Source organism: Streptomyces sp. SCSIO ZS0520 (assembly GCF_025643355.1).
Classification (GTDB): Bacteria; Actinomycetota; Actinomycetes; order Streptomycetales; family Streptomycetaceae; genus Streptomyces; species Streptomyces physcomitrii.
Genome location: NZ_CP092644.1, coordinates 1,744,219 through 1,765,917 on the forward strand (window position 1 = coordinate 1,744,219; position 21,699 = coordinate 1,765,917).

Below are 21,699 nucleotides of genomic sequence, written 5' to 3' on the forward strand. Positions count from 1 at the left end.
CGTTCGGGTGATGAGCGCGGCCGGCTCCGTGTGCACCCCGGCGCCCCGGCGGCGAATACCTACGGTGCCCAGTGACCGATCGGCCCGTGTCTTCGTTCCCCCGGACGGGGGCAGGAATCCGACCAGAACCGAGGTGTTCGCCCATGGCAGCCCCGCCGGACAACGACGTGCTGTGGGCCCGCGCCCTGCACGTGGATCTCAACGGCTCACCCGCACTCGCCGGTGTCTCGCTCGGCGTCCGCGAGGCGGAGATCCTCGCGGTGGCGGGCCCGCGCGGCTGCGGCAAGACGACGCTGCTGCGCTGCCTGTCGGGCCGCCTGGTGCCGCAGGAGGGCGAGGTGTGGTTCAACAGCTCGCCCGTCCACACGATGGGGCCGCTGCTCAGGGAGCGGCTGCGCCGCGACCGCTTCGCCTGGATCGGCCCCGAGCCCCGCCTCGTGCCCGAGCTGCGCGCCTGGGAGAACGCCGCCCTGCCGCTGATGCTGCGCGGCACCACCCACCGGGCGGCGAAGGCGGCGGCCCTGGAGTGGCTGGAGCGCCTCGACGTCGGCGGCACCGCGCGCAAGCGCCCGCACGCCCTGACCCGTACCGAGCAGCAGCGCGTCGCCATCGCCCGCGCCCTGACCGCGCAGCCCGCGGTGCTCTTCGCGGACGAGCCGACCGCCCCGCTGCACCGCGCGGACCGCACCCACGCGCTGCGCACCCTGACCACCGCGGCCCGCTCGCACGGCATCACGGTCGTCCTCGCCACCCACGACGAGGAGACCGCCGAGGCCGCCGACCGGCTGCTGCTCCTGGAGGACGGCCGCCGCCTCTCCGCGGTGGAGCGGCCGGAGCCCGAGGCGGAAGGCCGGGCGGCGTGCTCGCTCTCCGTCTAGCCCGCGGCGGGCGCCCGCTCGTCCAGCTGCGCCGCCTGCTCCTCGCCGGTGCCTCGGCCGGTACCGGCTTCCTGCTCCTGTGCGCCCTCGGCTGGGCGATGGGCCACCCCGAGGCGCCCGGTGAGTCGGCCCTGCGGCTGGTCTGGTGCCTGGTCCCGCTCGCCGCCACGGTGCAGTTCGCGCTCGCCGTCGGCCGTACCGATCCGGGCGTACGGCCGCGTTCGGCGCTCTCCGCGGCCGGGCTCGGCCCCTCCGGACTCGCCCTGCTCGCCGCCCTGTCCGCGGGCGCGGCCTGCGCGCTCGGCTCGGCGGCGGCGCTGCTCGCCTTCCTGCTGCTCCGCGGCGACCTCGGGCGGCTGCCGTACGCCGGTACCGCCTCCGGGCTGCTCGCCCAGGGGCAGCCGCTGCCGCTGGCCGGGGTGGTGACCCTGCTCCTGGTGGTGCCCGGCGCGGTGGCCGGTGCCTGCTGGCTGGCGCTGCGCCCGCGCCCGCGGCCCCGCCCCGAGCGGGACGAGGAGGAGCCGGCGGAGGCCCCGGCCCCGCGGCCCGCTCCGGCCGGACTGCCCTGGGGCATCGCCCTGCTCGCCGCGGGCCTGGCCGTCGAGGCCTACGCCCGCCGCTCCGAGGACGCCTCCGCGCTGCTGCCCGGCACGCTCGCCGGGAGCCCGGCCGGGGTGCTCGCGGGATGGCTGGTGACCGCGGTCGGGCTGGCCCTCGCGGGGCCCGGGCTCACCTACCAGTGCGGCCGGGTGCTGCAGGCGCTGCGGCCGGGCGCGATGCGGCTGCTCGCCGGGCGGGTGCTGCAGCAGGAGGCCGCGCGCCTCGGCAGGCCGCTGGGCGTGCTGTGCGCGGTGGCTTCGGCGGCCTTCGCCGCGGCCGCCCTGTACGCGGGCCGCGAGCCGCGGCTCGGCCCGCTCGGCACCATCGGCGCCCTGCTCGTCACCGGCTGCGCGGTGGCCACCCTGCTCACCGCGGTCGCCGAGGCCCGGCAGGAGCGGGCGCGGTCCCGGGAGTCGCTGCTCGGCCTCGGCGCCGCCCCGGCCCTGCTGCGCGGCGCGGTGGCGCTGCGCGCCGGGGTCCTGCTGGCCGTGTTCGGCCCGCTGACCTGGCTGGTCGCCGAACTCGCGGCGCTTCCGCTGACGTAGGGCTGCAAGGCTGGCGGTATCCGGCGGGAGCACGGCGGCGGGGCGGCTCCGGGGCGGTGTCCCGGACCGGCCCGGAGCCGCCCCTGGCGGTGTCTCGTACCGGCCCGCGAAAAAACCTGAAAGAAGTCCGCGGGCGGCGATGAGTTCCGTGCGGGGCCGCGGTCTATCCCCACGAACAGCACGCGCACGGCGTGCGAGGACCGGCACCGCCCCTGAGGAGACCGCAGATGTACCAGCAGATGATCTTCGTGAACCTGCCCGTCGGCGATGTGGAGCGCGCGAAGGGGTTCTTCTCCGCGCTCGGCTTCGGGATCAACGCGCAGTTCTCGACCGAGGACGTCGCCAGCGTGGTCATCAGCGACACCATCGTCGCGATGATGCACAGCCACGCGCACTACGCGCAGTTCACCAAGAAGGAGATCGCCGACGCGAGAGGCACCAGCGAGGTCCTGGTGGCGCTGAGCGCGGAGAGCCGGGAGAAGGTCGACGAACTCGTCGGCAAGGCCCTCGCGGCGGGCGCCACCGACAACGACCGCACCCAGGACTACGGCTTCATGTACGGCCGTTCCTTCGACGACCTCGACGGCCACACCTGGGAGGTCATGTGGATGGACCCGGCCGCGGTGGAGGGCGAGGCCTGAGCGAGGGGCGCCGGTCCGGGTCCCCTCCCCCGGAGGGGACCACGGCCTAGCATGAGCGGATGACCATATCCGAATCCGCCCGCGCCGCCGGGCAGTTGGGCCGTCCCGAAGCAGCGTACGACGGCGGACCGGCCGCGGACGGGGAGATCGAGTCCCTCGCCGAGTTCGACGCGGTGCTCGCCGCCCGCTCCTCGCTCGCGGGCCTGCGGGTGCAGGCGGTCGACCTGAGCGCGCGCACCCCGGCCCTGCTCGACGTCCCGGTGGAGGGCGCCGTCTTCCTCGGCTGCGCCATGGAGGCCGCCGCGGACAGCCGGGTCCGTGCGGCGGGCGCGCTGGTCTTCCCGCCGGTTCCGGGGCTGCCCTTCGACCCGTACCGCGGATTCCTGTACTCGGCCGAGGAGTTGTTCGCCGGTCTGGACGAGGGCTATGACGCCACGCCGGACGCCCGCTCCTACGCCTGGTTCCAGCGGACGAAGGCCGACGGGGACATCTTCGCCTCGATGCTGCGCGCCGTGCACGACGACTCGGTCTCCGACGCGCTCGACGAACTCCTCACCGGGGCGCGGGTGGTGGGGGTGATGGGCGGCCACGCCATGGAGCGCGGCACCGAGGCCTACGCGGGCGCCGCACGGCTAGGCCGCTCGCTGGCCCGGGCCGGTCTCACCGTCGCGACCGGCGGCGGCCCGGGCGCGATGGAGGCGGCGAACCTCGGCGCCTACTCCGCCCCGCTGCCGGAGGAGATGCTGACGGAGTCGCTCGAACTCCTCGGCAAGGCGCCCTCGTTCACGCCCTCGGTGACCGACTGGGCGGCGGCGGCCTTCGAGGTCAGGGCGCGCTGGCCCGAGGGCGGCGGCTCGGTCGGCATCCCGACCTGGTTCTACGGGCACGAGCCGCCGAACGCCTTCGCCTCCCATCTGGCGAAGTACTTCGCGAACGCCACCCGCGAGGACGGGCTGCTCGCGCGTTCCACCGCCGGGGTGGTCTTCCTGCCCGGCGCCGCGGGCACCGTGCAGGAGATCTTCGACAACGCCACCCCCAACTACTACGGCTCCCGGGGCCTGCCCACCCCGATGGTCCTCGTCGACCGCGCGCACTGGACCGAGCGGCTGCCCGCCTGGCCGCTGCTGCGGGCGCTGGCCGGGGAGCGCCCGATGGCCGCGCGGATCGCCCTGGTCGACTCGGTGGACCAGGCGCCCGAGGCCCTGGCGCGGCTGAACGAGGCGGGCGGCTGAGGGCTCGGCGGCCCGGCCGGGCGCCCGGTCAGCCGAAGGAGGCGCGGGCGAGCCAGAAGTCGAGGAGTTCCCGGTCGCCGAGGACCTCCAGGCCGCCCGTGTCGGGGGTCCGGCGCCGGTAGAAGGCGAGCAGCAGGGCGGTGAGGGGGCCGCGCAGGGCGACGGTGGCCTTGCCGTGCGCGCGCTCCCAGGTGAATCCGTCCTCGTGGAAGGTGATCAGCCATTCGGCGTCGAGGCCTTCGGGGGCGTCGGTGGCGTGCAGGTGGATGCTCCGCCCGGCGCCGCGCAGTTCGCCGGCCTCGTCCTCGGGCTGCGTGCGCTGGGCGAAGCCGACGATCTCCAGCCATTCGTCGAGGGCGTCCGCCGCGACCTCCGGGTCGACCTGGTAGTCGAGTCCGGCGGCGAGGGTGGCGTCGGCGCGGTGCACGGCCAGCTCATGGGTCATCCGCCGGGCCCAGAATCCGGCGTCCTGCCGCCAGGCCCAGGTCCACACGGGCGTCTCGGGTCCGGCCTCGCGCAGCGCCTCGGCCAGGCGGCGGCCGGAGTCGTCGAGCCAGTCGGCCAGGGCGGTGGCCGTCTGCTCCGCGGGCCCGGCGCACTGGGGCACCTTCTCCTCGGGGATGTCCTCGGTGGCGCGGGTGCGGACCAGTTCGGCGGACCAGCGCAGGGCGCCGCCGGTGTGCCGGAGCAGTTCGTCCAGGGTCCACTCGGGGCAGGTCGGGACGCGGGTGCCGAGGGTGGCTCCGGAGGCGAGGACTCCGCGCAGTGCCTCGGTCTGCGCGAGGATCTCCTGGCAGTACCGCTCATGGGTGAGTGTGCTCATGGGCCGCACTCTAGGCAGCCTCCTCCGCGGGCAGCACCACGATTTCCCCGTCCTCCGGGCGCGCGAAGGCGACGGTGACCTTGTCGCCGGGGGCGGGCGCGGAGTGCAGGGGGCAGACCGCTTCGAGGCGCGGTGCCCCCTCGGGCTGGAGGTGGACGGCGACCTGACCGCCGAGGAAGGTCCGGGCGGTGACCCGGCAGGTGAGGCCCGCGCCGGAGTCCGTCAGCCGCACCCCGGTGGGCCGTACGAGCACGGTCGCGGGCCCCTGCCGGGAGCCCGCGGGGACAGCGATGCCGCCCCAGGCGGTCTCGGCCGCCTCGCCCCGTACCGTCGCCGCGGTGAGGTTGTGGAAGCCGAGGAAGCGGGCGACGAAGGCATCGGCGGGGTGCTGCCAGACCTCCATCGGGGTGCCGCTCTGGGCGAGGCGGCCCTCGCGCATCACCACCACCCGGTCGGCGAGGGTGAAGGCCTCCTGCTGGTCGTGGGTGACGGCGAGCACGGTGGTGCCCAACTCCTGGAAGAGTTCGCGCAGTTCGAGTACGAGGCGTTCACGCAGGGAGCGGTCGAGCTGGCCTAGGGGTTCGTCCAGCATGAGCAGCCGGGGGTTCGGGGCGAGGGCGCGGGCGAGGGCGACGCGCTGCTGCTCCCCGCCGGAGAGCTCGCCGACGGGCCGCGGGGCGGCGTCCGCGAGGCCGACCAGGTCGAGCAGCTCGGCGACGCGGGAGCGCTGCCGGTCCCGTCCGGCGCCGTGCATCCGCAGCCCGAAGGCGATGTTGCCGCCGACGTCGCGCTGCGGGAAGAGCTGGTGGTCCTGGAACATCAGGCCCACCCCGCGGCGGTGGGCGGGGACGCCGCGCTGGTCCTTCCCGCCGAGCAGGACGCGTCCGGCGTCGAGTTCCTGGAGCCCGGCGACGGCGCGCAGCAGGGTGGACTTGCCGCTGCCGCTGGGCCCGAGCACGCAGACGCTCTCGTGCGCGGCGACGTCGAGGCTGACCTCGTCGAGGGCCGGGCGGTGGCCGAAGTGCACGGTGGCGCGGTCGAGTTGGAGCATGGTCACATCTCTCCGGTGGGTGCGGCCGGGCCCCTGGCCGCGCCGCCGGTGCGGGGCCTGAGGCGTTCGAGGAGCAGCAGGGACAGCGTGCACACCGCCATCAGGATCACCGAAAGGGCCATCGCCTGCCCGTAGTTGAGCTCTCCGGCGCGGCCGAGGAGGCGGGCGACGGCGACCGGCAGGGTCGGGTTGTCGGGCCGGGCGATGAAGACGGTGGCGCCGAACTCGCCCAGCGAGACGGCGAAGGCGAACCCGGCGGCGACCAGCAGGGCCCGCCGGACCAGCGGCAGGTCGACCTCCCGCCACACCCGCAGCGGTGAGGCGCCGAGCACCGCGGCGGCCTCCCGCAGCCGGGTGTCCAGGGCGCGCAGCACCGGCAGCATGGTGCGCACCACGAAGGGCACCCCGACCAGGGCCTGGGCGAGCGGCACCAGGATCCAGGAGGCCCTCAGGTCGAGCGGGGGCTCGTCGAGGCTGATGAGGAAGCCGAAGCCGACGGTGACCGCGGAGACCCCGAGCGGCAGCATCAGCAGGGCGTCGAAGCCGCGGACCAGGCGGCCGGCGCCTCCCGGGCGGGTGAGCGCGGCGGCGGCCAGGGTGCCGACGACCAGGGCGATGCCGGTGGCGGCCAGCGCGTACGTCAGCGAGTTGCCGACGGCGTCGATCGGCGGGACCAGGAAGACATTGCTGTCCGCGGAGGTCAGCGCCCGGTAGTAGCCGAGTCCGTATCCGGCAGCGGTGTCGAAGGAGCGCTGGACGAGCACCGCCAGCGGCAGCAGGAGCAGCAGCAGGACGCTGAGCAGCACCCCGGCGAGCAGCGCCCACTGCCCGGCCCCGCGCGGCGCGCGCGCCGTGGACTCGGGCGCGAGCAGGCGCAGCGTGCTCTCCCTGCGGCGCACGGTCCAGGCGTGCACGGCGAGGATCAGCGCGACCGCGGTGAGCTGCACCAGGGTCAGCACGGCCGCGGTCGGCAGGTCGAAGACGTCCGCGGTCTGCCGGTAGATCTCCACTTCGAGGGTGGCGTACGCGGGGCCGCCGAGGATGGTGACGACGCCGAAGGAGGTGAAGGTGAACAGGAAGACCATCAGCGCCGAGGCGGCGACGGCCGGGCCGAGCGCGGGCAGGGTGACGGTGCGCCAGGCGGCGGCCCGGGAGGCGCCGAGCATCCGCGCGGCCTCCTCCTGCCGGGGGTCGAGCTGGGACCAGAGCCCGCCGACGGTGCGGACCACGACCGCGTAGTTGAAGAAGACATGGGCGAGCAGGATGGCCCAGACGGTGGTGTCCAGGCGCACCCCCCACAGGTCGTCGAGGAGTCCGCCGCGGCCGAGGAGGGCCAGGAAGGCGGTGCCCGCGACGACGGTGGGCAGCACGAACGGCACGGTGACCAGGGCCCGCAGCAGGCTCTTGCCGGGGAAGTCGAGCCGGGCGAGCACATAGGCGCCGGGCAGCGCGATCAGCAGGGTGAGCGCGGTGGAGGCGAGCGCCTGCCAGGTGGTGAACCACAGCACCTGCCGGATCCCGGCGTCGCCGAGCACCTGCGTCAGGCGCCCGAACTGCCAGTGGCCGCCGTCCCTCAGGCCGCGCCCGACGATCGCGGCGACCGGGTAGGCGAAGAACAGCGCGAAGAACACGGCGGGCACGGCCATCAGACCGAGCCGCGCCGCGCTCCGGCGCCGCTGCGGCCGGCGCGGCACCCGGGGCGGGGCCGTCGCGCCGGTCGCCTCGGTACGCGTCACATCGGTGTGCGTCACGTCGGTGTGCTCACTTCAGCACGAGCGAGGTCCACGACGTGACCCAGTCGTCGCGCTTCTCGGCGATCTTCCCGGGGGCCAGGGTGTGCGGGTCCTCCACCGCGGTGCCGTGCTCGGTGAAGACGGCCGGGACCTTCGCGCCCGCCCGCACCGGGTTGACGAACATGTTCAGCGGCATGTCCTCCTGGAAGGCCTTGGAGGCGAAGAAGTCGACGAGCGCCTTGCCGCCCTCGGTGTTGCGGGCGCCCGCGAGCAGTCCGGCGAACTCGATCTGCCGGAAGCAGGTCCCGGTGGCGACCCCGGTGGGCGCGGTCTTCGGCCGCGGGTCGGCGAAGACCACCTCGGCGGGCGGCGAGGAGGCGTACGAGACGACCAGCGGACGCTCGCCGCCCGCCTTGCGGCCGCCCGCGGAGCCGGAGAACTCCTCGTTGTAGGCCTGGTCCCAGCCGTCGACGACCTTGATCCCGTTGGCCTTCAGCTTCTTCCAGTAGCCCTGCCAGCCCTGGTCCCCGTACTCGGCGGCACTGGCGAGCAGGAAGCCGAGCCCGGGCGAGGAACTGCCCGCGTTCTCGGTGACGAGCAGGTCCTTGTACGCGGGCTTCGCGAGGTCGGCGAAGCTCTTCGGCGGCGCCAGCTTCTTCTCGCTGAAGAACTTCTTGTCGTAGTTGACGCAGATGTCGCCGGTGTCGACGGGCGTGACCCGGTGCTTCGGGTCGAGCCGGGTGTCCGCGTCCAGCGAGGACAGCGCGGGGCTCTTGTACGGCTGGAAGAGACCGCCGTCCAGGGCGCGGGACAGCAGGGTGTTGTCGACGCCGAAGAAGACGTCGCCCTGCGGGTTGTCCTTGGTGAGCAGGGCCTTGTTGACGGCGCGCCCGGCGTCGCCGTCCTTGAGGACGCGCACCTTGTAGCCGGACGTGCGCTCGAACTCCTTCAGGACGTCCTTGGAGACCGCGAAGGAGCTGTGGGTGACCAGGGTGACGTTCCCGGAGTCGCCGCCGGAGTCCCCGGAGTCCCCGCAGGCGGTCAGCGTGCCGAGGCCGAGCCCCGCGGCGAGGACGGCGGCCAGGCAGTTCTTGGTGGTGCTCACTGGATTCCTCCTGGGCTGACCAGGAAGAGACGCGGCCCTGCCCGCGGCGGGTGGCCGCGGGCAGGGCGCAACAGCTGGAGAAGTGTCCGAACTCCCTACCCGGAATGACCCGGGCGAGGTTCAGAGGGTCTGCGGCCATCGGCCCGGTCGCCCGGTCCGTGCCGCACTCTCAGCGCTGTGGCGCTCCCCTGTCGGAATATGTGGGCCGGCACGGTGTGTGCCGGTGTGGGTATGTCGGACGGTGTACTGCGGAATGCGTGTCTCGAAGTGGTGCTGGTGCGTGGTACGCCGCCCAGGGTACCGCCGTCGCTTTTCGGACCGTCGGCGCCTGTGGACAACCGCCCCCGGGCGCCCTCAGCGCTCGGCGGCGGCGAGCTGCCCGCAGGCCCCGTCGATCTCCTGGCCGCGGGTGTCCCGCACGGTCACCGGGACGCCGTGCGCCGCGATGGCGTCGACGAAGGCCCGCTCGTCCTCGGGGCGGGAGGCGGTCCACTTGGAGCCCGGCGTCGGGTTGAGCGGGATCAGGTTGACGTGCACCCGCTTGCCCTTGAGGAGCCTGCCGAGCAGGTCGCCGCGCCAGGCCTGGTCGTTGATGTCGCGGATCAGCGCGTACTCGACGGAGACCCGCCGCCCCGACTTGGCCGCGTACTCCCAGGCGGCGTCGAGGACTTCGCGGACCTTCCAGCGGGTGTTGACGGGCACCAGGGTGTCGCGCAGCTCGTCGTCGGGGGCGTGCAGGGAGAGCGCGAGGCGGCACTTGAGGCCCTCGTCGGCGAAGCGGTGCATCGCGGGCACCAGGCCCACGGTGGACACGGTGATGCCGCGCTGGGAGAGCCCGAGGCCGTCCGGCTCGGGGTCGGTGAGGCGGCGGATGGCCCCGATGACGCGCTTGTAGTTGGCGAGCGGCTCGCCCATGCCCATGAAGACGATGTTGGACAGCCGCGCGGGCCCGCCGGGGATCTCCCCGTCCCGCAGCGCCCGCATCCCGTCGACGATCTGGTGCACGATCTCCGCGGTGGACAGGTTCCGGTCCAGGCCCGCCTGACCGGTCGCGCAGAACGGGCAGTTCATGCCGCAGCCGGCCTGCGAGGAGATGCACATGGTGACCCGGTCCGGGTAGCGCATCAGCACCGACTCGACGAGGGTGCCGTCGAAGAGCCGCCACAGGGTCTTGCGGGTGGTGTCGTCGTCGCAGGAGATGTGCCGCACCACGTTCATCAGCTCCGGGAGCAGCGCCTCCTGGAGCCTGCCGCGCGCCGCGGCGGGGATGTCGGTCCACTGCGCCGGGTCGTGCGCGTACCGCGCGAAGTAGTGCTGCGAGAGCTGCTTGGCCCGGAACGGCTTCTCGCCGATCCCGGCGACCGCCTCCTTCCGCTCGGCGGGCGTGAGGTCGGCGAGGTGCCGCGGCGGCTTCTTGGCTCCGCGCGGGGCGACGAATGTGAGTTCTCCGGGTGCAGGCATAACCTCACCAGTGTGGCAGATCATCCGGACGGGTCCGCCGCCCCGCGGACGGCGGACCAGCCGGGCGTACGCGCGGGGCGCCGCGGGGACTTCGCCGGGACCCGGACGGTCAGCCCGAGCCGACGAAGAGCACCATCAGGAGCCACACCACGGGCGCGGTCGGCAGCAGGGAGTCCAGGCGGTCCATGATGCCGCCGTGGCCGGGCAGCAGGGTGCCCATGTCCTTGATGCCGAGGTCGCGTTTGATCATGGACTCGCCGAGGTCGCCGACGGTCGCGCTGACCGCCACGGCCAGGCCCAGCAGCAGGCCCTGCCACCAGGCGCCGTCGCTGATCAGGAACTGCATGCACAGCGCGCCCGCCACCATCGCGAACAGCACCGCCCCGGCCAGCCCCTCCCGGGTCTTTCCGGGGCTGATGCGCGGCGCGAGCTTCGTGCGGCCGAAGCGCCAGCCGACCGCGTACGCCCCGGTGTCGCTGACGACGGTGAGCACCAGGAAGGTCAGCACCCGGCGCGGGCCGTCGTCGGCGGCGAGCATCAGCGAGACGAAGGTGGCGAGGAAGGGGACGTAGAAGGCGGCGAAGGTGCCCGCGGTGACGTCCTTCAGATAGCCCTCGGGCGGCTGCGCCATGCGCCAGACGAGGACCGCGAGCGCGGTCAGCGCCATCGCGATCCAGGCGCCCTCGGCGCCCCGCACATACCCGGAGACCACCATCGCGGCGCCGCCGAGCGCCAGCGGCACCAGCGGGGCGTGGATGTCCTTGCGCTCCTTCAGGCGGGAGGTCAGCTCCCACAGGCCGACGACCACGGCCGCCACGACCACGCCGACGAAGACGGCCTTCACGATGAACAGGGAGGCCACGATCACCGCGCCGAGGCCGAGACCGACCCCTATCGCCGCGCCGAGGTCCCTGCCCGCGCTCTTCTTCTGCGGGGCGGGCGCGGAGGGGCTCGCGGTGGACATGTGCTCCTGCGGCTCGTGCGGGGTCGGGCGCGGCGGCGGTGTGCCGTCGCGGAAGGGGTCGGGTGACTCGGCCGGGAACAGCGGGCCGCCGAGCGGGGCGGCCCCCTGTTCGTGTTCCCGGTCTCCGCCGTTCTCGGGCACCTCGGGCACGGTGGGCATGGGCCGAGTCTGCGGGGCCGGATGCCCTTCGTACGAGGGACCCGCCGGGGCGGCCCCCCAGGCAGCGTCGTGCCCGGGGCCCGGCCGCACCCGGGGGGAGCCGGTCCGCGGCGGCGCGCCCCAAGGAGAGTCGTTCATCAGACCTCGAGCAGCTCGGCTTCCTTGTGCTTCAGCAGCTCGTCCACCTGGGCCACGTACTTGGCGGTGGTGTCGTCGAGCTCCTTCTCCGCACGGCGGCCCTCGTCCTCGCCGACCTCGCCGTCCTTGATGAGCTTGTCGATGGACTCCTTCGCCTTGCGGCGCACGGAGCGGATCGAGATCTTCGCGTCCTCGCCCTTGGTCTTGGCGACCTTGATGTACTCCTTGCGGCGCTCCTCGGTGAGTTCGGGGAACGTCACCCGGATGATGCTGCCGTCGTTGCTCGGGTTGACGCCGAGGTCCGAATCGCGGATCGCCTGCTCGATGTTGCGCAGCGCGCTCTTGTCGAACGGGGTCACCACGGCCATCCGGGGCTCCGGCACCGAGAACGAGGCGAGCTGGTTGATCGGCGTCAGCGCACCGTAGTAGTCGGCCACGATCTTGTTGAACATCGCCGGGTGCGCACGGCCTGTGCGGATCGCGGCGAAGTCCTCCTTGGCGACCACGACGGCCTTCTCCATCTTCTCCTCGGCCTCGAGGAGGCTCTCTTCGATCACCACTTGCTCCTGCGTGTCTTGAGTGGGTCCGCCGTCCACTGGGCGGCAGGCTGCGTCGCGTCTGTTCCCTGCACGGTGTCCGACCGGCAGGGGGTTGTCCACCCCCGGCCGGTCAGCTCCGGGTGCTCCGGTCCCCGACAAGGGTGCCGATCTTCTCACCCTTCACGGCCCGCGCGATATTGCCCTCGGTCAGAAGCTCGAAGACCAGGATCGGCAGGCTGTTGTCGCGGCACAGGGTGATGGCCGTGGCGTCGGCGACCTTCAGATCGCGGGTGATGACCTCGCCGTAGCCGAGCGCGTCGAATTTCACCGCATCGGGGTTGGTCTTGGGGTCCGAGTCGTAGACACCGTCCACGCCGTTCTTGCCCATGAGGAGGGCCTGCGCGTCGATCTCCAGGGCGCGCTGCGCGGCGGTGGTGTCGGTGGAGAAGTACGGCATGCCCATACCGGCGCCGAAGATCACCACCCGGCCCTTCTCCAGGTGCCGCACCGCGCGCAGCGGGATGTACGGCTCCGCGACCTGCCCCATGGTGATGGCGGTCTGGACGCGGGAGTCGATGCCCTCGCGCTCCAGGAAGTCCTGGAGGGCAAGGCAGTTCATGACGGTGCCGAGCATGCCCATGTAGTCGGAGCGGGCGCGGTCCATGCCCCGCTGCTGCAGCTCGGCGCCGCGGAAGAAGTTGCCGCCGCCGATGACGACGGCGATCTGCGCACCGTCCCGGACGACCGCCGCGATCTCCTTGGCGATGGCGTGCACCACGTCGGGATCCACTCCGAGGGCGCCGCCGCCGGCGAACGCCTCACCCGAAAGCTTCAGCAGAAAACGGCCGCCGGCCTTGCCCTCGGTGTTCTCGCCCTTGTCGGCCTTGCTCATGGAGTTCTCCTCGTGGTGCGCATACGAAGAAGGCCACTGCCGGTGGGGAGTTGTTCGCAACCCATGCGCGGCAATGGCCTCCTCGTCAGATCTGCGGTCGTCCTTCGCGTACCGGCCGTACGGGGCTCGGTACGCGGGCGACTCCCCAGAACCCTAGCCGGGTCCGGGAGCAATCGCCGCCAGGACTCAGATGCCGACCTTGATGCGCGAGAAGCGCTTCAGGGTGACACCGGCCTCGGCGAGGACCTTCTCGACGTTCTTCTTGTTGTCGAGCGCGTACGGCTGGCCGAGGAGCGTGGCCTCCTTGAAGAAGCCGTTGACGCGACCCTCGACGATCTTGGGCAGCGCGGCCTCGGGCTTGCCCTCGGCGCGGGTGGTCTCCTCGGCGACGCGGCGCTCGGACTCGACGACCTCGGCCGGGACGTCCTCGCGGGAGAGGTACTTCGGGGCGAAGGCGGCGATGTGCTGCGCGATGCCCTTGGCGACCTCGGCGTCCGCCTTGTCCAGCTCCACGAGCACACCGATCTGCGGGGGCAGGTCGGGCATGGTGCGGTGCATGTACGCGGTGACGTAGCCGCCGGTGAACTGGGCGAAGCGGTCCAGGACGATCTTCTCGCCGAGGTTGGCGTTGGCCTCGTCCACGTACGCCTGGACGGTCTTGCCGGGCTCGATCTCGGAGGCGAGGAGCGCGGTGAGGTCGGCCGGGGAGGTCTTGGCGACGTGCGCGGCCAGCGCGTTCGCGACGGCCTGGAACTTCTCGCCCTTGGCGACGAAGTCGGTCTCGCACTTCAGCTCGACGAGGACACCGGAGGTGTTGTCGTCGGCGATGAGGGAGACCACGGCGCCGTTCTCGGCGGAACGGCCCTCGCGCTTGGCGACGCCCTTCTGGCCCTTGATACGGAGCGCCTCGACGGCCTTGTCGACGTTGCCCTCGGCCTCGTCCAGCGCCTTCTTGCAGTCCATCATGCCGGCGCCGGTGAGCTCGCGGAGCTTCTTGACGTCAGCGGCGGTGTAGTTCGCCATGATTGAAGAGAATCTTTCCTCGAAGTCTGGAAGATCGAGATCCGCGCGATCCACGCGGATCCACGGGGCGACGGCGGGAGCCCCCTTGTGGGGCGGCCCCCGCCGTCGGCTACCGAACCTGTGCGGTCAGGCCTGCTCGTCCGTGGCCGGCTTCTCCGCGGCGGCCTCGGTCTCGGCCGGCTTCTCGTCCGCGGCCTCGGCCGGCTTCTCGTCCGCCGCTGCCTCGGCCGGCTTCTCCGCGGCCTCGTCGGCCGGCTTCTCGTCAGCCTTCTTCTCACCCTCGAGCAGGTCGCGCTCCCACTCGGCGAGCGGCTCGCCCGCGGCCTTCTCGCCCTCGGCCGCCTTGCCGGCGCCGGAACGGGCGATGAGGCCCTCGGCGACGGCGTCGGCGATCACGCGGGTGAGCAGGGTGACGGAGCGGATCGCGTCGTCGTTGCCCGGGATCTTGTAGTCGACCTCGTCCGGGTCGCAGTTGGTGTCGAGGATGGCGACGACCGGGATGTTCAGCTTGCGCGCCTCGCCGACGGCGATGTGCTCCTTCTTGGTGTCCACGATCCAGACGGCGCTGGGCACCTTCTGCATCTCGCGGATACCGCCGAGGGTCTTCTCCAGCTTGGCCTTCTCGCGGGAGAGGACCAGGAGCTCCTTCTTGGTGAGGCCGGAGGCGGCCACATCCTCGAAGTCGATCTGCTCGAGCTCCTTCAGGCGCTGCAGGCGCTTGTAGACGGTCGAGAAGTTGGTGAGCATGCCGCCCAGCCAGCGCTGGTTGACGTACGGCATGCCGACGCGGGTCGCCTGCTCGGCGATGGCCTCCTGCGCCTGCTTCTTCGTACCGACGAACATGACCGTGCCGCCGTGGGCGACGGTCTCCTTGACGAACTCGTAGGCGCGGTCGATGTACGACAGCGACTGGAGCAGGTCGATGATGTAGATGCCGTTGCGCTCCGTGAAGATGAAACGCTTCATCTTCGGGTTCCAACGGCGGGTCTGGTGACCGAAGTGGACGCCGCTTTCCAGCAGCTCCCGCATCGTGACGACGGCCATGGCCGTGTTCTCCTATGTGCTCGGTTGTCGCACCTGCCGGACGGCCGGCGCGCCTGACGCCCCGGCGCGCTGTGCCACAAGGGACCGAGGAGCGCGGACACCGCCACAAAGGCTGAATGTCGGGGCGTGCGAAGTCGACCCGGTGACCCGGATCGCCATAGGAAGTGTACGGGACCCGGGAGGCAGCGGGTGACGCCGTTGTCCACAACCCGCCAGTAGTCCACAGATCCCCGCCAAGATCCTCTTTGCCCCCCTCCCCCACGGCATCCTCTCCCCATGCGCACCACCACCCGCCCCGGCCACTGGACCAGGGCCCTCCTCGGCCTCACCCTCACGGGGGCCCTCGGCGCCCCGGCCCTCGCGGCGGGCGTGGCGGCGGGGCCTGCCGTCTTCACGGGCCTTCGGGCTGCCGGCACCGGAGGCGGGCAGCAGAGCACGGGCCAGGAGCAGCGGGCCGGGGACCACAGGCTCCGGGCCGGGGGCCAGGGGCAGGGGCAGCAGGGCGTCGGCTCGGCGGGGCTTGCGGGGAGCGCTCGCGGGTTCTCCGGTGAGGTCGGCTGCGGCAGCGGTCGGCGCGTGGGCAGCGAGCGGGCGGCGGCGGTACGGGAAGTGCGGACCGGGACGGAGAGACGGCGGGCGGCGGCAGACCAGGCCGGAAACACGCGGTCGGCGGAAACGCGCGCGCCAGGAGGCGGCGATATGCACGGGGGCGGATGCAGGGGCGGGCCGAGGGGCGGCGCGGCTGCGGGCATGGGCGCGGAGAGGGAGGGCGGCGCGGGGGCGGGCCCGGGTTCGGTCCCGAAGGTCGGTCGGGTCTGGCCGATCGGCGTACGCCCCGCCCTCCTCCGGGGCTGGGAACCTCCCGCCACGCCCTATGGACGCGGCCATCGCGGAGTGGACCTGGCCGGTGCGCCCGGGGTGCCGGTACGGACCATCGCGGAGGGCACGGTCACCTTCGCCGGTCAGGTCGCCGGACGAGGCGTCGTCGCGGTGGACCTCAAGGGCACCGGCGACCCACCGGTACGCACCACCTACGAACCGGTGACCGCACAGGTGAGAAAAGGCGACGAGGTGAGAGCAGGCCAGCGGCTCGGCGTGCTGCAACCTCCGGGGTGGCACTGCGGCGGAGCGAGCTGCCTGCACTGGGGCGCCCGGATCGGCGAGGAGTACCTCGACCCGCGGCTGCTGCTGCCTCCGTGGCTGCTGAGGCGGGGGGCGTCACGGCTGCTGCCGGTTTGGGGGGTGGAGGTGGAGTAGATCCCGGGGGGTGGTGGGGGTGGAGGTGGCGGGAGGGAGGGGCTGGGGGGGGGGGGGGGGGGGGAGCCCCCAAGCGGCGCGACTCAGCCCCGAACCCTCGCAGTGCCATCCCCACAGCCGCCTCCGTGATCGCCGCCGGGTCCTCGGCCGCCCCGAGCTCGATGCGGCGCACGGCCGCGTCCACGACCCCCTGCAAGAGCATGGCCGCCAGCCGGGGCTGGCTGTGCCCCATCGCGCCCAGGGCCTCGCCGATCATGGTGACGAGTCCGCCGTGGGCCGCGCGGATCTTCTCCCTGGCGCCTTCGTCGAGTTCGCTGGCGGAGATGGCGACGACGGCCCGGTGCCGCCGGTCGCCGACCAGGGCCAGCTGACGGCGCACGTAGGCCTCGACCTTGCCCTCGGGGGTGGCCGCCTGCTGCATGGCGCTCTCGACCTCGGCGGCCCACACGGGAAAGTCGACCGCGCACAGCTCTTCGACCACGGCCGCCCGGGACCGGAAGTATTCGTAGACGGAGGAACGGGCCAGTCCGGTGCGCTCGGCAAGGGCGGGGAACGTCAGCGCGTCGGTACCGCCCTCGGACAGCAGGGAGCGGGCGGCGTCCAGCAGGGCGTCGCGCTGCATGGTCCGGTGCTCGGCCACGGAGGCCGCTCGAATCCTTGGCACCCGTCCACTTTACGGATCGGGGCTGCTCTTCGGGAGACCGCGACCGGGCAAACAGCACATCACCGTGCCGCGGCAGAGCATCTGAACAGGGCGAATCCGGAAGCAGTCGATTGCCTTCCCTCACCCAAGGACCGCCTGTCCGGCCCATCAGAACCCTTATCAGTCCGGCAATTCAGCATCCGACTGCCCGGCATCCCCAACCCGGCAGACCGGCAACGACGCCTGGATCCGATCAGCGCCCGAAGCTCGCCAGCTTGGCGCGCAGCTGGAGTACCGACTTGCTGTGGATCTGGCTCACCCGGCTCTCCGTGACGCCGAGGACGGTGCCGATGTCGGCGAGGGTGAGGCCCTCGTAGTAGTAGAGGGTGACCACGGTCTTCTCGCGTTCGGGGAGGGTGTTGATCGCGCGCGCGAGCAGTTGGCGCAGTTCGCGGTCCTCGGCGACTTCGACAGGGTTGTCGGCGGTCGTGTCCTCCAGGGTGTCCATCAGGCTGAGCCGCCCACCGCCTTCGGCGCCGACATTGAGGAGTTCCTCGAGTGCGACGACGTTCGCGAGCGAGAGCTGACTGAACACGGCGTGGAGTTCGTCGAGGGTGACGTCCATCTCCTCGGCGACTTCGCTCTCGGAGGGGGTGCGCCGGAGCTGCGCTTCGAGGGTGGCGTAGGCACGTTCGACGTTGCGCGCCTTCTGCCGTACGGATCGGGGGATCCAGTCGAGAGCGCGGAGTTCGTCGATCATGGCTCCGCGGATCCGGGTGATCGCGTACGTCTCGAACTTGATGGACCGGTCCAGGTCGAACTTCTCGATGGCGTCGATGAGGCCGAAGACCCCGGAGGAGACGAAGTCGGCCTGTTCGACATTGGACGGCAGCCCCACGCTGACCCGTCCGGCGACGTACTTCACCAGCGGCGAGTAGTGCAGGATCAGCTGTTCGCGTAGCCGTCCGTCACCCGTGGCCTTGTACGTCCGCCACAGCTCGTCGAGCGTGGCGGGGCCCGGGGGCTGCACGCCGGAGCGGGCAGCGGGTGGGGCTGCCGCCCGTTCGGAGCCGGAGGTGTGCTGGGGCATTCCTCGCCTTGTGCCGTTCTGCCGTGAACTCGCCGATGGATGCTGGGTGCCGCCGGTCGGATGGCGTCTTGCCTGATTGTCGTGCCGAATGGTCGTGAGCGTAGCGTGACTGGGAGGTTGCTTTGTGCGAGGTAGGAGCGCCTCGGGGTACGCAGATACGTTCCTCTGTGGGCCCTCCGGAGCGACGCCAGTCACCATGGGTGATCATCAGGGTGGATCAACTGCCGGGATTTCCAAGGGAGTCGGCGTTCATCCGGATGGCGGATCACGCTCCGTCATGGGCAGTTCGCCGCCCCGGAGGGCTCCGACTCCGCTCGGCGTGTCAACTGCCCGCGACATCGGCACTGTTCGGGCGGCACCGGTGACGCCCGCTGACGGCGCCTCCCACTCGTGGATATACGCACGTCCGAGGCCTTGATCCAGCCGGCGGTTGATCCCCCTCCCGTCGTGAGGTCCGCCCAGCTCCCCGACCGGATCCCGGCATCTGACCGCTACGTCCTGCCTTGCCTCGCCTTGCCTCGCCTCGCCTCGCCTTGCCTTGCCTTGCCTTGCCCTCCACCGATACGTCGAGCCCGGCGCCCAACCAGGCCCAACCCGTACGTCTACCCGGCCGGATCGGTTATGCCGTTGCCCGAGGGCACCGTCTCGCTCCCCGGCAGAGTGGGGGCGAAGTGGCCGGTGCGCGCCGGATCGGCCAACTTCCAGCCGTCGGCGGCCCGTTCGGCGAAGCCGAGCGAGCGGAGTTCGTAAAGCCGGGTGGTGGCCTCGTCGTTGGTGGTGGCCGCGCCGCGGGCGATGTGTTCGACGGTGGCGGTTCCACGGCCGGGCAGGGCCGCGAGTACCCGGGCCGTCTGCGGGGCGAGCAGGTCCCGGGGGACGACGGGTCCCCGACGCTCCGGTGCCAGTTCGCCGATGCCGCCGACGAGTTCGATGATCTCCGCGGCGTCGGTGACCAGGGTGGCCTCACCGCGCAGGAGTTCGTGTACTCCGGCGCTGAGGGCACTGGTGACCGGGCCGGGGACTCCTATGGTCGCGCGGCCCAGGCGCTGTGCGCTGCGGGCGGTCGCCAGGGCGCCGCTGCGGTGGGCGGCTTCGACGACGACGGTGCCCCGGGTGAGGGCGGCGATGACTCTGTTGCGCAGGATGAAGCGGCCGGCGGTGGGGTGGTCGCCGGGTGGGAGTTCGCTGAGGAGGAGTCCTTGCTCGGCGATGCGGTTGAGGAGTTCGGCGTGGCCGCGGGGGTAGGCCTGGTCGACGCCGCTGGCGAGGACGGCGGCGGTGGCGCCCTGTGCGGCGAGGGCTCCGCGGTGGGCGGCGCCGTCGATGCCGTAGGCGCCGCCGGAGACCACGACCCAGCCGCGTTCGGTGAGCCCGCTCGCCAGTCCGGCGGCGAGGTGGGCGCCGTATTCGGTGCAGGCCCGGGCGCCGACGAGGGCGACGGATCTCAGGGCCCACAGCCGCAGGAAGGGGCCCCCGCGGACCCAGAGCGCGAGGGGGCGGGTGTCACCGAGGTCGTCGAGCTGGGCGGGCCATTCGCTGTCGCCGGGGCAGACGAGCCGGGCCCCGGCCCGGTGGGCGGCGGCGAGGTCCTGGCGCGGGTTCGCGTGGACGGCGCGTTTGCAGAGCCCTTCCCAGCGGGTCCCGGTGACTCCGGGCAGGGGGTGGGCGCGTCTGCTGAGGCGTTCGGCGACCTCGCAGGGGCCGAAGCGGCGGATCCACCGGCCGCCGGTCTCGTCGCCCGGTTCGATGACGCGGGTGAGCAGGGCGCGGGCCTCGCGCTCCGGCTCGGGGGTGGTCATGCGCCCGCTCCGATCGCCATGGGGGTGCCCTGCGGAATGCCGGTGCGCAGGTGGAGGGCGAGGGCTACGTCCTGCTCGGTCGGCCGATCGTGTCCGGCGAGGTCGGCCACGGTCCAGGCGACGCGCAGGACGCGGTCGAGTCCGCGGGCGGTGAGGCTGCCGCTCTCCAGTTGGGCCTCGGCTCGGTGCATGGCGCCGGTGGCGGGTGGCCAGTGGGTGCGCATCTCATGGCCCGGTACGTCGCTGTTGGTGCGCCAGGGGGTGTGGGCGAGCCGGGCGGCGGCGCGTTCGCGGGCGGCCAGGACGCGGGCGGCGACGGTGGCGCTAGTTTCGCCGCGGGTGCCGGTGCCCGCGAGTTCGACGCGGGTGACGGGCCGTACCTCGACTCTGAGGTCGACGCGGTCGAGGAGGGGCCCGGACAGGCGTGCCTGGTAGCGGCGTACCGCGGCGGCGGGGCATTCGCAGGCGAAGTGGGGTCCGCTGCTGCGGCGGCCGCAGGGGCAGGGGTTGGCGGCGAGCATCATCAGGAATTTGGCGGGGAGGCGGACGACTCCGGCGGCGCGGGCGATGACCACATGGCCGGATTCGAGGGGCTGGCGCAGGGCGTCGAGGGCGTGTCCGCTGAATTCGGGTGCCTCGTCGAGGAAGAGCAGGCCGCGGTGGGCGAGGGAGACCGCGCCGGGGCGGGCGACTCCGTGGCCGCCGCCGACCAGGGACTGCATGGTCGCGGAGTGGTGGGGTGCGCAGTAGGGCGCGGTGTCGATGAGGGGTTTGCCGGGCGGCAGGATGCCGGCGATGGAGTGGACGGCGGTGACTTCGAGGGACTCCTCGCGGGTGAGCGGGGGCATGAGGGTCGGCATGCGTTCGGCGAGCATGGTCTTGCCTGCGCCCGGTGGTCCGGTCCACAGGACGTGGTGGCCGCCCGCAGCGGCGACTTCCATGGCGAGCCGGGCGGTGTGCTGTCCGACGATGTCGGCGAGGTCGTGGCCGCGGCGCCCGTGGGCGGTGTTGCCGAGTCCGGTGCCGAGGGCGGCGAGTCCCGTGCCGCCGGTGAGCGTGGTGGCGGGCAGGGCTTCGGGGTCCTGGGTTTCCTCCGGTACGGGTTCGTCGTTGAGCACCGCGATGAGCTGGCGCAGGCTGCGTACGCCGAGTACGGAGACGCCGGGGACGAGTGCGGCCTCGGCGGCGGCGCTCTCGGGGACGACGACCTGGCGGCAGCCCGCGTCGGCGGCGGCGAGGACGGCGGGGAGGATGCCGCGCACGGGGCGTACCCGTCCGTCGAGTCCGAGTTCGCCGATCATGACGATGTCGGTGAGGGCGCGCGGGTCGAGGCGGCCCGCGGCGGCGAGGACGGCGCTGGCCACGGCGAGGTCGAAGCCGCTGCCGCTCTTGGGCACCGAGGCGGGGCTGAGGCCGATGGTGAGTTTCTTCTGCGGCCATTCGGCGCCGGAGTTCACGACGGCGGCGCGTACCCGGTCCCGGCTTTCGCTGAGGCTCTTGTCGGGCAGGCCGACGAGGGTGAAGGCGGCGACTCCTGGTTCGAGGTCCGCCTGTACTTCGATGACGACGCCTTCGACGCCGACGAGGGCGACGGAGCAGGCGCGGGCGAATCCCATCAGGCTGCTCCCTTGGCGTGCTCGATGACGGGGGCGAGGTTGCGGCCCACGCACACCCCGATCAGGTCGATCCGGACGCCGCCGGGTGGTGGGCCGCCGTTCCCGTGCAGCCAGAGTTCGGTGAGCTGCCGCAGCCGCTGGGCCTTGGCGGGGGTGACGGCGGCCATGGGGTGCTGGAATCCGTGGGCGCTGCGGGTCTTGACCTCGCAGATGACGAGGGCGTCTCCGTCGCGGGCGATGATGTCGATCTCGCCGGTGCGGCCGCTGCGCCAGTTGCGTTCGAGGATGGTCATCCCCGATTCCTTCAGGTACTGGGCGGCCAGGTCCTCGCCGTAGGAGCCGAGGTGCCGGCGGGCCGTGCCGGTGGGCCACCGGTTCGCGGCGGATGCCCGGCGGGCCGCGCCGGGGGCGTGCGGGGTGCTGTAGTGCGTGGTCATGTCGAACCACCTCCGGGGAGCACCTTGGG

Annotated in this window: 19 protein-coding genes, 1 pseudogene and 1 riboswitch; of the genes and pseudogenes, 5 read left to right on the forward strand and 15 right to left on the reverse strand. The window is 72.7% G+C overall.

Features of this window, described 5'->3' with window-relative positions; all coding sequences use genetic code 11:
- Positions 1-143 precede the first annotated feature (143 nt).
- The 4 genes from MID12_RS05875 to MID12_RS05890 all read left to right on the forward strand — a co-directional run bounded on the left by MID12_RS05875 (position 144) and on the right by MID12_RS05890 (position 3,896).
- Positions 144-878 (forward strand): ABC transporter ATP-binding protein, encoded by a 735-nt coding sequence (locus MID12_RS05875; RefSeq protein WP_168543786.1) that lies wholly within the window; start codon positions 144-146, stop codon positions 876-878.
- Positions 860-2,023 carry a hypothetical protein gene (locus MID12_RS05880; protein WP_263165273.1) on the forward strand — a complete coding sequence of 388 codons (1,164 nt, stop codon included), beginning with the start codon at positions 860-862 and terminating at the stop codon, positions 2,021-2,023. The genes MID12_RS05875 and MID12_RS05880 overlap by 19 nt, the downstream gene beginning before the upstream one ends.
- Before the next feature lie 227 nt (positions 2,024-2,250).
- The gene (locus MID12_RS05885) at positions 2,251-2,664 is read left to right on the forward strand and encodes a VOC family protein (RefSeq protein ID WP_263165275.1); all 414 of its coding nucleotides are present in this window, start codon (positions 2,251-2,253) and stop codon (positions 2,662-2,664) included.
- 59 nt (positions 2,665-2,723) lie between these two features.
- Positions 2,724-3,896 carry an LOG family protein gene (locus MID12_RS05890; RefSeq protein WP_078844779.1) on the forward strand — a complete coding sequence of 391 codons (1,173 nt, stop codon included), beginning with the start codon at positions 2,724-2,726 and terminating at the stop codon, positions 3,894-3,896.
- Positions 3,897-3,924: 28 nt separating this feature from the next.
- Here MID12_RS05890 and MID12_RS05895 read toward each other — a convergent pair whose 3' ends face one another.
- The 10 genes from MID12_RS05895 to rpsB all read right to left on the reverse strand — a co-directional run bounded on the left by MID12_RS05895 (position 3,925) and on the right by rpsB (position 14,828).
- Positions 3,925-4,719 (reverse strand): maleylpyruvate isomerase family mycothiol-dependent enzyme, encoded by a 795-nt coding sequence (locus MID12_RS05895; protein WP_263165278.1) that lies wholly within the window; start codon positions 4,717-4,719, stop codon positions 3,925-3,927.
- Between the two features lie 10 nt (positions 4,720-4,729).
- Positions 4,730-5,770, reverse strand: a complete 1,041-nt coding sequence (locus MID12_RS05900; protein ID WP_263165280.1) for an ABC transporter ATP-binding protein — start codon at positions 5,768-5,770, stop codon at positions 4,730-4,732.
- Between the two features lie 2 nt (positions 5,771-5,772).
- Complete coding sequence (locus MID12_RS05905; RefSeq protein WP_263172900.1) at positions 5,773-7,416, reverse strand: ABC transporter permease; 1,644 nt, start codon at positions 7,414-7,416, stop codon at positions 5,773-5,775.
- Positions 7,417-7,531: 115 nt separating this feature from the next.
- The gene (locus MID12_RS05910) at positions 7,532-8,608 is read right to left on the reverse strand and encodes a thiamine ABC transporter substrate binding subunit (RefSeq protein ID WP_263165281.1); all 1,077 of its coding nucleotides are present in this window, start codon (positions 8,606-8,608) and stop codon (positions 7,532-7,534) included.
- A 74-nt stretch (positions 8,609-8,682) separates the two neighbouring features.
- Positions 8,683-8,808, reverse strand: a riboswitch (TPP riboswitch).
- 154 nt (positions 8,809-8,962) lie between these two features.
- A complete protein-coding gene (gene rlmN, locus MID12_RS05915; protein WP_040247713.1) occupies positions 8,963-10,069 on the reverse strand; it encodes a 23S rRNA (adenine(2503)-C(2))-methyltransferase RlmN in 1,107 nt (368 codons plus the stop codon).
- 109 nt (positions 10,070-10,178) lie between these two features.
- On the reverse strand, positions 10,179-11,330 hold the full coding sequence (locus MID12_RS05920) for a phosphatidate cytidylyltransferase (RefSeq protein WP_263165284.1): 1,152 nt from the start codon (positions 11,328-11,330) through the stop codon (positions 10,179-10,181).
- Complete coding sequence (gene frr / locus MID12_RS05925; RefSeq protein WP_040256451.1) at positions 11,330-11,887, reverse strand: ribosome recycling factor; 558 nt, start codon at positions 11,885-11,887, stop codon at positions 11,330-11,332. The genes MID12_RS05920 and frr overlap by 1 nt, the downstream gene beginning before the upstream one ends.
- Before the next feature lie 112 nt (positions 11,888-11,999).
- The gene (pyrH, locus tag MID12_RS05930) at positions 12,000-12,761 is read right to left on the reverse strand and encodes a UMP kinase (protein WP_040247726.1); all 762 of its coding nucleotides are present in this window, start codon (positions 12,759-12,761) and stop codon (positions 12,000-12,002) included.
- A 186-nt stretch (positions 12,762-12,947) separates the two neighbouring features.
- Positions 12,948-13,784, reverse strand: coding sequence for a translation elongation factor Ts (gene tsf, locus MID12_RS05935; protein ID WP_040247729.1), 837 nt, complete (start codon positions 13,782-13,784; stop codon positions 12,948-12,950).
- Positions 13,785-13,910: 126 nt separating this feature from the next.
- The gene (gene rpsB / locus MID12_RS05940; protein ID WP_168543796.1) at positions 13,911-14,828 is read right to left on the reverse strand and encodes a 30S ribosomal protein S2; all 918 of its coding nucleotides are present in this window, start codon (positions 14,826-14,828) and stop codon (positions 13,911-13,913) included.
- Positions 14,829-15,578: 750 nt separating this feature from the next.
- Here rpsB and MID12_RS05945 point away from each other — a divergent pair.
- Positions 15,579-16,085, forward strand: coding sequence for a peptidoglycan DD-metalloendopeptidase family protein (locus MID12_RS05945; protein ID WP_411576908.1), 507 nt, complete (start codon positions 15,579-15,581; stop codon positions 16,083-16,085).
- A 94-nt stretch (positions 16,086-16,179) separates the two neighbouring features.
- On the opposite strand, the pseudogene MID12_RS05950 reads toward MID12_RS05945, so the two are convergent.
- The 5 genes and pseudogenes from MID12_RS05950 to MID12_RS05970 form a co-directional block, all read right to left on the reverse strand.
- A pseudogene (locus tag MID12_RS05950) lies at positions 16,180-16,725 on the reverse strand (TetR/AcrR family transcriptional regulator); the annotation flags it as partial.
- A 256-nt stretch (positions 16,726-16,981) separates the two neighbouring features.
- On the reverse strand, positions 16,982-17,818 hold the full coding sequence (whiG, locus tag MID12_RS05955; RefSeq protein WP_263165286.1) for an RNA polymerase sigma factor WhiG: 837 nt from the start codon (positions 17,816-17,818) through the stop codon (positions 16,982-16,984).
- 602 nt (positions 17,819-18,420) lie between these two features.
- Entirely contained in the window at positions 18,421-19,617 is a 1,197-nt protein-coding gene (dprA, locus tag MID12_RS05960; protein WP_263165288.1) for a DNA-processing protein DprA, read from the reverse strand.
- The gene (locus MID12_RS05965) at positions 19,614-21,233 is read right to left on the reverse strand and encodes a YifB family Mg chelatase-like AAA ATPase (RefSeq protein WP_263165289.1); all 1,620 of its coding nucleotides are present in this window, start codon (positions 21,231-21,233) and stop codon (positions 19,614-19,616) included. Before MID12_RS05965 ends, dprA begins: the two co-directional genes overlap by 4 nt.
- Positions 21,233-21,670 carry a YraN family protein gene (locus tag MID12_RS05970; protein ID WP_078844782.1) on the reverse strand — a complete coding sequence of 146 codons (438 nt, stop codon included), beginning with the start codon at positions 21,668-21,670 and terminating at the stop codon, positions 21,233-21,235. Before MID12_RS05970 ends, MID12_RS05965 begins: the two co-directional genes overlap by 1 nt.
- Positions 21,671-21,699 lie beyond the last annotated feature (29 nt).